Below are 13,761 nucleotides of genomic sequence, written 5' to 3'. Positions count from 1 at the left end.
GAATTTGCCGGCAGCCCGCCGGTCGCGATCATCATGAAGCAGCTCGACGTGAACGAATACATGGCCCTGGTCGGCCGTCAGGCGCGCACCGCCTCGCGTGGCATGGCCCGGGCCGGCACCGCGCAGAAGAACCGCGCGTTGTTGCACATTGCCGCCGCCGTCCGTCGCGATGCCGCCAAGCTCAAAGAGGTCAATGCCCGCGACGTCGAACGCGCTCGCGCCAACGGCCAGGACGCCGCCTTCATCGACCGCCTCACGCTGACCGATCGTGCCATCGAGACCATGGCCGCTGGCCTGGAGCAGATCGCCGCGCTGCCCGACCCGATCGGCGAGATCAGCAACATGAAGTTCCGTCCCACCGGCATCCAGGTCGGCCAGATGCGCGTGCCGCTTGGCGTGATCGGCATCATCTATGAGTCGCGGCCGAACGTGACGGTGGATGCCGCGGCGCTGTGCATCAAGTCGGGTAACGCGACCATTCTGCGCGGCGGCTCCGAAGCGATCGAATCGAACGGCGCGCTGGCGGCGCTCATCGAGGAAGGGCTGGCCGATGCTGGCCTGCCCGCCAACGCCGTGCAGGTGGTGGCCACCACGGATCGCGCGGCGGTCGGCAAGCTCATCACCATGACGGAGTACGTCGATGTGATCGTGCCTCGCGGCGGCAAGAGCCTGATCGCGCGACTGATCGAAGAAGCGCGGGTGCCGATGATCAAGCACCTGGACGGCATCTGCCACGTCTACATCGACGTCGATGCCGACATCGAGAAGGCCGTGCGCGTGTGCGACAACGCCAAGACGCAGCGCTACGCACCGTGCAACACGATGGAAACGCTGCTCGTGTCGCGCGATGTGGCTGCGCGCGCGCTGCCGCCGCTGGCAAAGATCTACCAGGACAAGGGCGTGGAACTGCGCGTGTGCCCGGCCACGCGCGCCACGCTGGAAGCGGCTGGCTTCGGCAATCTGAAAGACGCCGTCGAGGCCGACTGGCACACCGAATATCTCGCCCCGATCCTGTCGATCCGCACCGTCGACGGCCTAGACGACGCCATCGAGCACATCAACACCTACGGCTCGGCGCACACCGATTCGATCATCACCGAGAACTACTCGACCGGCATGCGCTTCCTGCGCGAGGTCGATTCGGCCAGCGTGATGATCAACGCGTCTACGCGCTTTGCCGATGGTTTCGAGTACGGCCTGGGCGCCGAAATTGGCATCTCCAACGACAAGCTGCATGCGCGTGGCCCGGTCGGGCTGGAGGGCCTGACCTCGCTGAAATACGTCGTGTTCGGGCACGGCGAGATCCGCACCTGATATCGCTTGCTGCACATTGAGCGCCGCCATGAGCGGCGCGCTGTTTTTACCGATCGCGCTTCACACCATTCACGGGACGCTTCGCATGCTCTGGGTCAAAGCCTTTCACATCGTCTTCATTGCGTCGTGGTTTGCGGGGCTGTTCTATCTGCCGCGCATCTTCGTCAACCTGGCAATGGAAACCGAGCGCGCGGCCATCACGCGCCTGCTGATCATGGCCCGCAAGCTGTTCCGCTTCACGACGATGCTGGCGATTGTCGCGATCCTGCTGGGGCTGTGGCTGTTCCTGGGATATCGCATCGGGCTGTATCCGCCCAATGGCTGGATGCATGCGAAGCTCGCGCTGGTGCTTGTGACGATCGGTTATCACCATGGCTGCGGCGTGCTGCTGCGCAAGTTCGAGGCGGGCGCCAACAAGCGCTCGCACAAGTTCTACCGTTGGTTCAATGAACTGCCGGTGCTGTTGTTGCTGGCGATCACGATCCTGGTGGTCGTCAAGCCATTCTGATTTTTTCTGGTTTTCCGATGGCAACTGCTTACTTCGCGCCATGCCCCCGAGGGCTGGAACAGGCGCTGGCCGATGAACTGGCCGAAATCGCCATTCGCCCCGAGGTCGATGAGCTGGCGGCGTTCGAGGTGGGCCGCACCGTGCCGGGCGGCGTGCATTTCTTCGGCACGCAGGGTGCGGCGTATGCGGTCAACCTGCACAGCCGCATTGCCAGCCGGGTGCTGATGCGCCTGGCTTCGCGCGGGTATCGCTCGGAAGACGACATCTACGCGCTGGCCGCTGCGCAGCGCTGGGAAGACTATTTCACGCCCGACGAGATGATCCGCGTGGACGTGACTGCGCACAAATCGCCGTTGCAGAGCCTGAAGTTTGTCGGCCTGCGCGTGAAGGACGGGGTGTGTGACCGCTTCCGCCAGCGCATGGGCGCGCGGCCCAGCGTCGATACGGTCTCGCCGGACGTGCGCATCTACGCATACCTGACCGAGACCGACTGCACGATCTATCTCGACACCACCGGCGAGCCGCTCTTCAAGCGCGGCTGGCGGCAGGAAAAGGGCGAGGCGCCGCTGAAGGAGAACCTCGCCGCCGGCATCTTGCGCCTGACGGGCTGGACGGGCGCACACGGCATGCCGTTCTACGATCCGATGTGCGGCAGCGGCACGTTCCTTGTTGAAGCCGCGCAACGTGCGCTGGGTATTGCGCCGGGCGGACAGCGCGCCTTCGCTTGCGAGTGGTTGCAGGACCACGATGCCAAGTGCTTCAAGCGCCTGCGCGAAGCCGCTGCCGATGCGGCGGCCGCATCCATGCGCCGGGCGCCGCCGCTGGTGGCCGGCTCCGACATTTCCACCGACATGCTGGCCTATGCCGCCGCCAACTGGCAGCGTGCCGGTCTGCCGGGCGAGCCCGTGCTCAAGCAGGTCGATGCGCGCTTCGGCAAGCCGCCATTCGAGGCCGCCGGCGTGTTGTTGATGAACCCGCCGTACGGCGAGCGTATCGCCGTGCGCGGTGCACATGGTTCGCGCCGCCGCCGGCCGGAAGGCGAGGGCGACGAGGATGGCACCGTGTTCGAGCGCGCCAGCCGCGCCATGGGTGCCCCGCGCGACGATGGCCGCCGTCCGATGCGCGAACTGCGTCAGCCGGAGCCGCCGCTCCCGATCGACCCCGAGGAAGAGGCCGCCGCCAACGAATTTGCACAGGCCTTTGCGGGCACGCTCAAGCGTGAATTCGCTGGCTGGAAGGCGTTCGTTTTCACGGGCGATCTCTCGATGCCGCGTCGGATGCGGCTGAAGGAATCGCAGCGCACACCGCTCTACAACGGCAACATCGAATGCCGTCTGTTCCGCTTCGACATGGTGAAGGGCGGCATGCGCGATCGGCCCGAGCGACCCGCGAAGGGCGATGCCTCAAACGACAACGCCGACGCGTAAGCATCGGCGTTGTGTGCCAACGGCGGGCTCCGTTCAGGCGGCCTGCTGACCTTGGAAATGCTCCATCCACGCCGCGAGTTGATCCGGCGTGAGCTGCGTCTGGTTGTCGACAAGGCGCAGCTTGATGGTTGCGCCATCGCGCTCGGCCGTGAGCGACCAGCCCTTTCCGTCGAGCCACAGCAGGAACGCCAGCCACTTGGCATGCGCGTCCGACACCTTGTGCGTGGACGCGGCTTCCAGGAATTCCGTCAGGGTCGTGAGATCCACCACCGCGGCAGCATCGCTGCCCGACGGCGAGACCTTGCCGTGCAGCACCTCGGCGAGCACCTCCAACGCCTGGGCTGCCGGCTTGCTGTCAAAGCGCGACGACAAGTCGAGATAGGCCTGCCGCACTGCGTGGCTGAACTCGCCGGTGCGCAGGCTTTCTTCGCCGACCAGCTCGGTGTAGTCCTTCATCGCCCAGTCCGGCTGCGCCAGCGATTGCAGCCCGACGGCGGCGGCCGCACGGAGGTAATCGTTGACGGCGCTGAACGACGACAGCCCGGATACCGACAGGTACAGCGTCTGCAGCGCCCCGATGCGGTGGGTGAGCGTCTGGCTCTGGCGCACGGTCATCTTCTCGCGCAGCAGCGCGTCGCGCTCGCGGCGCAGGTCCGAGAACTCCAGCGCCTGCTTCAGCTCCACCCGCAGCGCCGTGATGTCCCACGGCTTCTTGATGTAGCGGTGAATCTGGCCCTGGTTGACGGCCTCCACCGTGTCTTCGATTTCGGAATAGGCGGTCGTCAGGATGCGCACGAGGTGCGGATAGCGCTCGCGCGCATAGCGCAGCAGCTCGTTGCCGAGTTCGCCGGGCATGCGCTGGTCCGACACGAGCACGCCCAGTGTGGCGGCGTGCTGGTCGAGCATGCGCTTGCCTTCTTCGACCGAAGTGGCGGTGACGACCGGCGCCAGTGACCCGATGGCACGGCCGAAGTAAGTCAGCGCCAATGTCTCATCGTCCACGTACAGGATCTTGGGCTCATTGCCCCCGGGATTGGTCATCCGTCACTCCTCATAGCAAATGCAGCCGATACGGCAAACGCGCGGAACACGTGCGGCTTGGTTCGTAAGTCTTGTGGTCTTGTCATGGGAACGTCAGAGTCACGCGCGTGCCTGCGCTGGGTGCAGAATCAATCGCAATCGCTCCCCCGAACGATTGCATGATCCGCGTACAAAAAATCATGCCCATGCCGCTGCCGCCTTCTTCGGCGCGCGTCGTCACGGGGTCGATGGTCAGCCGCGCGAGAACGTCCGGCGCGATGCCGGGGCCGTTGTCTTCGATGCGGATCATGTGTTGTGCGCCGTCGGCATCCGGCGCACGGCCGGCGACAATTTCGAGCTTTGGAGCCTGTGTTTGCCGCAGCGCCTGCAGGGCGTTGCTCGTCAGCGACGAGAGCACGAGCATCACGCAGTTGGGCAGCGTCAGGATCGGGAAATCCTCTTCCACGCGGTACGACACCCATTCGCGCTGCGCGTTCGTGAACGGATACGTGTCAAACAACGAGCGGATGAGCCCGCCCGCGCTGTTGGGCGTGACGGCCGTGGCAGGCTTGCCGTAGGTGTTGCGCACGGAGTTCAGGAACGTGGCGATCACCGAGAGGCAGTAGCGCGCGTTGTCCTGCACGCGATCGGCAGCGCGGCCGATCTCGGGCAGCGCGCCGGGCGTGGGCTCGGTCTGGTCCACGCGCATGCGGATGCCGCGCGCAAAGTTGGAGATGGCAGCCAGCGGCGTGTTCAGCTCATGCGCAAGAAAGGCCAGCGTTTCGTCGATTGCCATGAGGCGCTGGGTACGCAAGAGGCGATCCTGGCGCAGGGCCAGCGCCTCCTGCAGCGAGCGCCGAACGTCTTCGGGCTGATAGGGCTTCTCGAGGATCTTGAACACGCGCCCGGTGTTGACGGCCTGGATCAGCAGGTCCTTGTCGGCATACGCGGTAACGAGGATGGTGGCAATGTCGCCGTATTCCGCATCGATGAAGCGCAGCAGTTCGGTGCCGTCGCCGCCCGGCATGCGGAAGTCGGTCAACACCACGCTGATGCGCTCGTGCGAATCGCGCAGCACGGCCTTGGCCTCTTCGACGCTGTTGGCCGTGAGCACCTCGTAGCCGACGCCGATCGTGCGTGCAAACCACTTGCAGGCCTGCACTTCGTCGTCGACGTAGAGGATGGTGACCGTGTCCGGCGTGGTGTCCATGATGCGTCTACTCCGAGCGCGGCAGATCGAACGTGAAGCGCGCCCATTCGCCTTCCTTGCTCGTCACCGCCAGGGTGCCGCCGTGGCGCTGGATCACGCTGTAGCTGATCGACAGGCCGAGTCCCAGGCCCTTGCCGACGTCGCGCGTGGTGAAGAACGGCTCGAACACGCGTGTCAGGTTCTTCTCGGAGATGCCGGGGCCGTTGTCGGTCACCACCACATGCAGGCGGTTGTCGATCCACTCGCCGGCAATTTCGATGCGCGGGTTCTCGCGCTGCACCTTTTGCATGGCAAGCGCAGCGTTCGACAGCAGGTTGATCAGTACGCCAATGATGGCCGCCTCGTCACCGCGCACGAGCGTGTCGGCCGGCAGCTTGCGTTCGAGCGCCACGCCGCGCAACTCGTGGCTGGTCAGGCGGATGGCCGAGTCGATGGCCTTCTCGGCCAGGAACGGCGCATCGGCTTCACCTTTCTCGGGGCTGCGGTAGGCGAAGGTCTTCAGGTCCGACACGATGTGCTGCACGCGCTGCATGCCTTCCTTGGCATCGGTCAGGCATTCGAGCAGCATCGGGCTGCTCTTGGCGGTCGGGTCTTCCTGCGCCACGGCAATCGCCATCAGGCAAAAGTTAACCGGGTTGTTGATCTCATGGAGCAGGCCGGCCGACAGCGTGCCGATGGCCGCCATCTTTTCCTGCTGCAGAAGCTGGCCCTTGATGTCGGTGAGGTTCTGATTGGTCTGCGCCAACTGCTCGTTCTTCTGCGCCACTTCTTCTTTGAGCCGGAAGAGTTGGAAGCGCCCGCGCTCATTGAAGTACGTGTACAGCGTGCTCGTCGCAATCGAGAACAGGATGAACAGCGAATGCACGATGAAGATCTCGCGCGACTGGATGCCGCCCGGGTGCAGCGTGCAGGCGATCACCCAGAAGATGTACGTGCAGGTGCCGAACAGCACGGCCTGCAGAAAGCCGATCGGCATGACCATGCCCACCGCATAGATCGCCAGGTTCAGCCCCGAGTAATACGGTGAACTGGCGCCCTCGGTGTCGTAGATCATCCACGAGATCATGATCTGCGGGCAGATCAGCCAGAAGAACGTCAGGCTTTGGACGTGGTCTTCGCCCCAGCGGGTGTACAGCACAAGCAGCGCGCCCAGCATGATGAGCGACGTGATGACCCGCAGCGAAGCGAACAGCCAGAGCCTGTCCACGTACATGCCGTAGTCCAGCCCGACGCCCGCCAGCACCAGCACGATGCCGGTAATGGCGGCCATGCGGCTGAAGACGAGCCGGAACTGCTTCAGCTCGGCTTGGTATCCGCGATGTGTAATGGGCTCCATGGTGTTCCTGGGCAGCGGATTAGGCGGCGGATGCGGCGGGCCCGGCCACGCTGGCCTGGGCGAATACGTTGACGCCGGTCACGTCGGTATAGACACGCACGTCGTGCGAGCCTTCGGGCAGCAGTTCGGCCATCAGCGGTTCATCGCGATAGACGAGATACCACTCCAGCACGTGCTCCATCACAAAGCGCATCGGGTTGTTGCCGTGCACGTTGGTCGCAAGAATGGCGCCGCCCCGGCGCGTGCGCGCAGCAAAGTAGGAGAGCAGGCGCTGGCAGACCTTGTTGGACAGATAGTCGAACAGGCCGGCGCAATACACCGCATCGCAATCGCCGGCTTGCGGGCTGTCCGCCGTGATGCGGCGCTTGAGCAGCTGGTGCACCGATTCGTGCACGAAATCGACGGTGACGGTCTTGCGCGCGCGGTCCATCGCACGGCGCATCTGCTCACGGGTGTAGTCGAGCGTCTCCTCGCTGAAGTCCACCAGCTCGAACGACAGCAGCGACGGCTCTGGATGCTGCTGAATGAAGCGCTGGATTTCCACTGCCGGCCCGCACCCCACGTTCAGCACCTTGAACGTTCGGCCTGCCGCCTTCGCCTGTGCAGCCAGGTCGCTCAGATACTGCACAAGAATGTCGATGCGGTTGCGGTGCGCCTCGGCCACGTCGGTGCGAAGGAAAGCGGCGTTGACGATCTGGAAATAGGTGTTCGGGCCCTCGCGCGGGTCGGAGAGGATCTGGTTGACCATTTCATAATCGCCTGCATAGCCGAGCGGCTTGGTGTACGTGCGATAGATGAACGGCGCGCGCAGCAGCAGCGGATGCAGCGCCGCCTGCGCGAACGTGCGGTGCGCGGGTGCAAGCTCCGCCTCGACCTTGCCGGCTTCCGATTCCAGCCCGTCCATGTAGCCCTTGAGCTTGAGCATGATCGGCTCGGCCAGCTCCTGGAAGACATCCATGCGCAGCTTGTTGTCCTCGCGCGGCAATGTCTTCGACAGATCCACCTGTTCCACCCAGCGCGACACTTCGGCCAGGAACGCGCGCATCTCGTTGACGACGATCTGATAGTCACGATGGATGCGGAAACGCTCCTGCCATTCCTGCACGAACGTTCGCGCTTCTTCGCCCACCGAGGCAGGCGTGTCGGCCACTTCCGACAGCTCGCGCCATTCGTCGATCAGCGTCAGTGAGACAACGGCGGTCAGGCCCGTGTTCACCAGGCTGATCACCACCGCCTTGCCGAGATAGGCCTGCCGCGTCCCCATCTTGATCGCGAGTTCGGACAGCACCTCGCTCACCTGCACGATCGAGTAGGGGTTGTAGATCTCCATCACCAGGGCACGCCGCTGCAGCGTGATGATGGTGCCGCGGACCTGCTGACCCTGTGAGTTGCGGAAGCTGACCGCGGGATCGATTTGGTTGGGTGAGTACACGGTGCGAATTTGCCGGAGACTTCAGGGAAAACGTCTGCCAAGCGGGACGCTCACTCCAACAACCGCGCACCCGGGGTCGCACCGCGAATCCGGGCACCGCGAACACGGCGCGCCCCGCCGACACTGCCGGGCATGCCGCCGCATCAGTCGTGAAAGCGTGCTTGAAGCCGTCCGCTGGCCATGCGCAATACGCGCCAGCCCGGGCGTCTCTCGCCCAAACCCGCTTCGAGAAGATCGGGGAAGACGATCGACTGCAGCCGGTGCCTTCAGTACAACAACAGCACCTTTACTGCCTGCCGATCAACAGCGTGGCAACGGGAATCGTGCAACCGTGAACCATGACCAGACTGGAACGATGCACTCCCCTGACATCCGCAACGCGCGCTGCTTGAACGCGCGGCCCGCTGCTGCATCCCAAATCGTCTCTCAAGGAGAATCCCGCACAGTAATGAACTCGGGGCGCCGTATCGAATGTTGCGTGCCGGCGCCCGTGTTCGCCATGATGCCGCAGCTATGCCACGCATGCATCAGGGCGATTCAACCGGGCCATGCTCTGACGTCATGGCTGCCGAATGACCAATCGATTGTACTTGCCGAATGTGACCCACACAATGCGGAAACCCGCAGTGCAGAGCAAAGCCGAATCACCATCTCAGCGTGATTTGCGGCCGGTGAGCGCGTCCGGATCCTGCTTGTAGTTGGTGAGGAACTGGGTGTAGCTGTAGACCTGTGCCGGCAGCAGGTGGCTGGGCATGTCGAACAGTGCGTAGTAGTACGGCTCGCGCCCCTGACACACCTCTGCGGGCAGGCAATATTGTTCCCACTCCACACAGGCCGGGGTGTACATGCCGTCGCCGGGCCAGAAGAACGGGACGATCTGCTTGTCGTGCAGCCCCTTGAGCAGCGCGTCGGGCGCGTTGTAGGCCTCGGCGTTTTCCAGGTGCGTCAGCATGCTTGCGTTGGTCTCGATGACCATGAGGGTCGCCCGACCATCAGCCGTGAGCAGCAGCACGCCGGCGGGGTGCGGATACAGGTAGTACTCGATGAAGCGGTACCGCGTGGACAGCTCGCGCACGAGCCGTGTGATCGCCGGGTCTGAGAGAAAGCTGAACGAGTGGCGCGACAGCAGATCGCGCAGTGTGCTCGACAGGTTGCTGAAGTAGCGCACCTGCAGCGCTTCGATCTCCGCGCTGAGCCGCTCGGCCATCGCCGGATTGTCTTTCTTGATGTAACGGTCGATCAGGCCGTCGTTGAAACCCTGCACGGCGATGTTCTCGTCGGCCATGCCGGTGAGCAGGATCGTCATGCACGGCAAATCTTTGAGCTTGGCGCAGAATTCCAGCCCGTTCATGCGCGGCATGGAGTAATCCACCACGATGACGGACGGCTGCAGGAAGCGGTTGACCTCGTGGATCTGGCGGTAGACGCGGTCGACGTCGAGCTGGATCGTGCGGCGTTCGGTCGAGAACGTCAGATCGTCGTGGGTGACGCGCACCGGCAGAAAGCCCGGCATGCGCAGCGAATGCCACTGGCGCAGCCACGCCAGCGCCTCTTCCGGGTCATTGAAGGCCAACAGCGCACGCGATGGGTCCATCTGGAACCCGAGGCTTTCCACAAACGATTGGCTGTCGTCGACCACCACCGTCAGGGTCGGGTGGAAATAGACCGGCAGGGCGCTGTCCTGTTGCATACGTCGGGAAGAGTCGGAAGAGGGCTGGGTGCAGCGCACGGCCGGTGTGGCCGGCGCTGCCCGTTTCCACTACGTTACTGTCTGCCGCCGCCGGGAGCAAGCGGAACCCGTCTGACCCTGACGGACCGTTGACGGCCGTCAGTGGGGCTGTCAGTGCGCCGCTTTACTCGACGGATTTCACCATGTCCTCGACGACCTTCTTGGCGTCGCCAAACACCATCATCGTCTTGTCCATGTAGAACAGCTCGTTGTCGAGCCCGGCATAGCCGGCGTTCATCGAGCGCTTGTTCACAATGATCGTCTTGGCCTTGTAGGCCTCCAGGATCGGCATGCCGGCAATGGGCGACTTCGGATCGTTCTTGGCGGCCGGGTTGACCACGTCGTTGGCGCCCAGCACCAGCACCACGTCGGCCTGGCCGAACTCGCCGTTGATGTCTTCCATCTCGAAGACCTGGTCGTAAGGCACTTCGGCTTCGGCCAGCAGCACGTTCATGTGGCCCGGCATGCGGCCTGCGACCGGGTGGATCGCGTATTTGACCGTCACGCCCTTGTCCGACAGCTTTTCGGTCAGCTCCTTCAGGGCGTGCTGCGCGCGCGCCACTGCCAGACCGTAGCCCGGGACGATGATGACGGTTTCGGCGTTGCCCATGAGGAAGGCCGCATCATCGGGCGAACCCGATTTGACCGGGCGCTGCTGCCCGCCGCCACCCGCTGCCGCTCCGGCGGACGCTTCGGAACCAAAGCCGCCCAGGATCACGTTGAAGAACGACCGGTTCATCGCCTTGCACATGATGTAAGACAGAATTGCACCGGATGAACCGACCAGCGAACCGGCGATGATCAGCATCGGGTTGTTGAGCGAAAAGCCGATGCCGGCCGCCGCCCAACCCGAGTACGAGTTCAGCATCGACACCACCACAGGCATGTCTGCGCCGCCGATCGGGATGATGATCAGCACGCCCAGCACAAAGGCGATGGCCGTCATGATGATGAACGGCAGCCAGCTCTGGCTCAGGAAGAACAGGATGCCGAAGCCGAGCATGGCCACCGCCAGCAGCAGGTTCAGCATGTGTTGACCGGCAAACTGCACCGGCGCGCCCTGGAACAGGCGGAACTTGTATTTGCCCGACAGCTTGCCGAAGGCGATCACCGAGCCCGAGAACGTGATGGCGCCGACGAAGGTGCCGATGAACAGCTCCACCCGGTTGCCCAGCGGCAGCACGTTGTCGCCCGCCACGGTGATGCCGAAGGCCGACGGTTCTGCCACCGCAGCAACGGCAATACACACTGCAGCCAGACCGATCAGCGAGTGCATGGCAGCCACCAGCTCCGGCATCTTGGTCATCTCGACCGTGCGCGCCACGTAGGCGCCGATGCCGCCGCCGACCACCAGGCCCGCGAAGATCAGGATGAAACCCGTGGAGGCGCCGCTCTCGGTGCCCGCAAACATCTCGGCCTTGAGCTTGTAGATGAGCGCGACGGTCGTGACGGCGGCGATCGCCATGCCCGTCATGCCGAACGCGTTGCCGCGCCGCGCCGTGGTCGGGTGCGAAAGCCCCTTGAGCGCCTGGATGAAGCAGACCGAAGCCAGCAGATACAGCAGGGTGACGAGGTTCATGCTCATTGCTTGGCTCCCTCGCTCTGACCGCCCTTGGCCTTCGGCTCTTTCTTCTTGAACATCTCGAGCATGCGCTGGGTGACCAGGAAGCCGCCAAACACATTCACCGCCGCCAGTGCCACCGCCACCACGCCCATCGTGCGGCCCAGGCCCGTTTCCGTGAGGCCCGCCGCCAGCATGGCGCCGACGATGATGATGGCCGAGATGGCATTCGTCACGGCCATCAGCGGCGTATGCAGCGCCGGCGTGACCGTCCAGACCACGTGGTAGCCGACGTAGATCGCCAGCACGAAGATGATCAGATTGATCACCGTGTGATTGACCAGCTCCATTTGCTCCTCCTCGCTTCTTGGTCGATGTGCGGAGCGGCCAGACCGTTCAGGCCCGGCCGCCCGGCGCGTCAGGTTTCCTTGATGGCCTTGATCTTGTTGCCCTCGCCCAGCAGCACGACCTTGGGCTTGTAGCTGGCGACTTCTTCTTCGTTCATCGGTGCGTAGGTGCAGATGATCAGCAGATCACCCACGTGCGCCCGGCGCGCTGCGGCACCGTTGAGCGAGATTTCGCCCGAGCCGCGCTTGCCCTTGATGATGTAGGTGGAGAAACGCTCGCCGTTGTTGACGTTGTACAGCTCGATCTTTTCGTATTCGCGCATGTCGGCGGCGTCGAGGAGGTCCTCGTCGATGCCGCACGAACCTTCGTAGTCCAGATCGGCCTGGGTGACCGTCGCGCGGTGCAGCTTGGCGCGAAGCATGTTGCGTTGCATGAAGCTTTCCTTGAAACAGAAATGAAATCGCCACTGGCGACCGCGCCGGGTTGTGACGCCCGGCAGGCCGCCGTCTCCGTTCTTATTTGGCGGCGCTCGTGGCTGCGGGAGCGCGCACCACCTGGCCGGCCTGACTGAGCAGGCAGGCGGCCACGATGTCGTCTTCGCGGTTGATGTTCAGGCTGCCATCCTTGTCGATGATCAGCTTGAGGAAATCGAGCACGTTACGGGCGTAGAGGGCAGAGGCGTCGGCCGCCACCATCGACGCGAGGTTGGTGTAGCCCACCAGCGTGACGCCGTGTTTGACGACCACGCGGTCGGCTTCGGTCAGTGGGCAGTTGCCGCCTTGCGCTGCCGCCAGATCGACGACAACCGAGCCGGGCTTCATGGCCTGCACGGTGGCTTCCGACAACAGCGTCGGCGCGCGGCGGCCGGGGATCAGCGCCGTCGTGATGACGATGTCGGCCTGGGTTGCGCGCGTGTGCACCAGTTCCGCTTGGCGGCGCATCCAGTCGGGCGGCATCGGGCGGGCATAGCCGCCGACGCCCTGGGCGATTTCGCGCTCTTCGTCGGTCAGGAACGGCACGTCCAGGAACTTGGCGCCCAGCGATTCGATTTGCTCTTTCACCGCAGGCCGCACATCGGATGCCTCAATGACGGCACCCAGACGCTTGGCCGTGGCGATGGCCTGCAGGCCGGCCACACCAGCGCCGAGGATGAGCACGCGCGCGGCTTTCACGGTGCCGGCCGCGGTCATCAGCATCGGCATGAAACGCTGGTAATGGTTGGCAGCGACCATCACCGCCTTATAGCCGGCGATGTTGGCCTGGGAGGACAGCACGTCCATGCTTTGCGCGCGCGTGGTGCGCGGCGCGGCTTCCAGCGCAAACGCGGTGACGTTGGCGGCGGCGAGGCGGGCCGTGTTCTCGTCATCGAACGGGTTGAGCATGCCGACCAGCACGGCGCCCGGCTGCATCTGCGCCAGTTCGGACGCTTCCGGCGAGCGCACCTTGAGCACGATCTGCGCGCCCAGCGCCTCGGCGGCGGTGCCGATCTTGGCGCCGGCCGCCACGTAGGCGTCGTCGGGCTGGGCAGCGGCGACACCGGCACCCGATTGCACCGTCACCTGATGGCCAAGCGCCACGTACTTTTTCACCGTTTCCGGGGTCGCGGCAACGCGCGTCTCGTCCGCCCGCGTCTCCTGCGGGATGCCGATGTGCATCGTGTTCTCTCCTCGCTGATTATGGTTAGGATGCGCGCGAAGTGAACGAAGGCGCGCTGGATCAGGATCGACGTGCAGCTTACCCGAACTTTTTGGCGCACGGACGCCCGTCGAGTGCCATGTCGAATATCCGAACCGACATGGAATGCGGGCCGATTCTGCGCAAACGTGTGCTCAATTGCTCACACCTCTGCGCCGGCGCGGCATGCTCCTGTTCCGGT

Annotated in this window: 12 protein-coding genes; 3 read left to right on the top strand and 9 right to left on the bottom strand. The window is 64.3% G+C overall.

Annotation, left to right across the window (positions count from 1 at the left end; translation table 11 throughout):
- The first annotated feature begins 33 nt into the window (after positions 1-33).
- From R2676_RS03010 to R2676_RS03000, 3 genes are all read left to right on the top strand, one after another.
- Entirely contained in the window at positions 34-1,314 is a 1,281-nt protein-coding gene (locus R2676_RS03010; RefSeq protein ID WP_027680552.1) for a glutamate-5-semialdehyde dehydrogenase, read from the top strand.
- Between the two features lie 85 nt (positions 1,315-1,399).
- Positions 1,400-1,822 (top strand): CopD family protein, encoded by a 423-nt coding sequence (locus R2676_RS03005; protein ID WP_027680553.1) that lies wholly within the window; start codon positions 1,400-1,402, stop codon positions 1,820-1,822.
- 17 nt (positions 1,823-1,839) lie between these two features.
- On the top strand, positions 1,840-3,249 hold the full coding sequence (locus R2676_RS03000; RefSeq protein WP_206274285.1) for a THUMP domain-containing class I SAM-dependent RNA methyltransferase: 1,410 nt from the start codon (positions 1,840-1,842) through the stop codon (positions 3,247-3,249).
- A gap of 33 nt (positions 3,250-3,282) precedes the next feature.
- On the opposite strand, the gene R2676_RS02995 is transcribed toward R2676_RS03000, so the two are convergent.
- The 9 genes from R2676_RS02995 to R2676_RS02955 form a co-directional block, all read right to left on the bottom strand.
- Positions 3,283-4,290 carry a response regulator gene (locus R2676_RS02995; RefSeq protein WP_206274284.1) on the bottom strand — a complete coding sequence of 336 codons (1,008 nt, stop codon included), beginning with the start codon at positions 4,288-4,290 and terminating at the stop codon, positions 3,283-3,285.
- Positions 4,291-4,372: 82 nt separating this feature from the next.
- A complete protein-coding gene (phcR, locus tag R2676_RS02990; protein WP_206274283.1) occupies positions 4,373-5,479 on the bottom strand; it encodes a two-component system hybrid sensor histidine kinase/response regulator PhcR in 1,107 nt (368 codons plus the stop codon).
- A 7-nt stretch (positions 5,480-5,486) separates the two neighbouring features.
- Positions 5,487-6,815, bottom strand: coding sequence for a sensor histidine kinase (locus tag R2676_RS02985; RefSeq protein WP_316856606.1), 1,329 nt, complete (start codon positions 6,813-6,815; stop codon positions 5,487-5,489).
- A 19-nt stretch (positions 6,816-6,834) separates the two neighbouring features.
- Entirely contained in the window at positions 6,835-8,247 is a 1,413-nt protein-coding gene (gene phcB, locus R2676_RS02980) for a class I SAM-dependent methyltransferase PhcB (protein ID WP_027680558.1), read from the bottom strand.
- A gap of 652 nt (positions 8,248-8,899) precedes the next feature.
- The gene (locus R2676_RS02975) at positions 8,900-9,937 is read right to left on the bottom strand and encodes a response regulator (protein ID WP_092972452.1); all 1,038 of its coding nucleotides are present in this window, start codon (positions 9,935-9,937) and stop codon (positions 8,900-8,902) included.
- Positions 9,938-10,100: 163 nt separating this feature from the next.
- On the bottom strand, positions 10,101-11,561 hold the full coding sequence (locus R2676_RS02970; protein ID WP_147215962.1) for an NAD(P)(+) transhydrogenase (Re/Si-specific) subunit beta: 1,461 nt from the start codon (positions 11,559-11,561) through the stop codon (positions 10,101-10,103).
- Positions 11,558-11,887: an NAD(P) transhydrogenase subunit alpha part 2 gene (locus tag R2676_RS02965; RefSeq protein WP_027680561.1), complete on the bottom strand. Its 330-nt coding sequence runs from the start codon at positions 11,885-11,887 to the stop codon at positions 11,558-11,560. Before R2676_RS02965 ends, R2676_RS02970 begins: the two co-directional genes overlap by 4 nt.
- A 68-nt stretch (positions 11,888-11,955) precedes the next feature.
- Positions 11,956-12,318 carry an aspartate 1-decarboxylase gene (gene panD, locus R2676_RS02960; protein WP_009241493.1) on the bottom strand — a complete coding sequence of 121 codons (363 nt, stop codon included), beginning with the start codon at positions 12,316-12,318 and terminating at the stop codon, positions 11,956-11,958.
- 82 nt (positions 12,319-12,400) lie between these two features.
- Positions 12,401-13,540: a Re/Si-specific NAD(P)(+) transhydrogenase subunit alpha gene (locus R2676_RS02955; RefSeq protein WP_206274281.1), complete on the bottom strand. Its 1,140-nt coding sequence runs from the start codon at positions 13,538-13,540 to the stop codon at positions 12,401-12,403.
- Positions 13,541-13,761 lie beyond the last annotated feature (221 nt).

It is taken from the genome of Ralstonia flatus, from assembly GCF_958439105.1.
Lineage (GTDB): Bacteria > Pseudomonadota > Gammaproteobacteria > Burkholderiales > Burkholderiaceae > Ralstonia > Ralstonia flatus.
The sequence above is the reverse complement of the archived record's forward strand: the minus strand, read 5'-3'. Positions and strand labels throughout refer to the sequence as shown.

Excerpts from the sequence above, each read along its gene's own strand:
- R2676_RS03010 (WP_027680552.1), top strand. The coding sequence starts at position 34 with ATGAAGCAGCTCGACGTGAACGAATACATGGCCCTGGTCGGCCGTCAG.
- R2676_RS03005 (WP_027680553.1), top strand. The coding sequence starts at position 1,400 with ATGCTCTGGGTCAAAGCCTTTCACATCGTCTTCATTGCGTCGTGGTTT.
- R2676_RS03000 (WP_206274285.1), top strand. The coding sequence starts at position 1,840 with ATGGCAACTGCTTACTTCGCGCCATGCCCCCGAGGGCTGGAACAGGCG.
- R2676_RS02995 (WP_206274284.1), bottom strand. The coding sequence starts at position 4,290 with ATGACCAATCCCGGGGGCAATGAGCCCAAGATCCTGTACGTGGACGAT.
- phcR (WP_206274283.1), bottom strand. The coding sequence starts at position 5,479 with ATGGACACCACGCCGGACACGGTCACCATCCTCTACGTCGACGACGAA.
- R2676_RS02985 (WP_316856606.1), bottom strand. The coding sequence starts at position 6,815 with ATGGAGCCCATTACACATCGCGGATACCAAGCCGAGCTGAAGCAGTTC.
- R2676_RS02975 (WP_092972452.1), bottom strand. The coding sequence starts at position 9,937 with ATGCAACAGGACAGCGCCCTGCCGGTCTATTTCCACCCGACCCTGACG.
- R2676_RS02970 (WP_147215962.1), bottom strand. The coding sequence starts at position 11,561 with ATGAGCATGAACCTCGTCACCCTGCTGTATCTGCTGGCTTCGGTCTGC.
- R2676_RS02965 (WP_027680561.1), bottom strand. The coding sequence starts at position 11,887 with ATGGAGCTGGTCAATCACACGGTGATCAATCTGATCATCTTCGTGCTG.
- panD (WP_009241493.1), bottom strand. The coding sequence starts at position 12,318 with ATGCAACGCAACATGCTTCGCGCCAAGCTGCACCGCGCGACGGTCACC.
- R2676_RS02955 (WP_206274281.1), bottom strand. The coding sequence starts at position 13,540 with ATGCACATCGGCATCCCGCAGGAGACGCGGGCGGACGAGACGCGCGTT.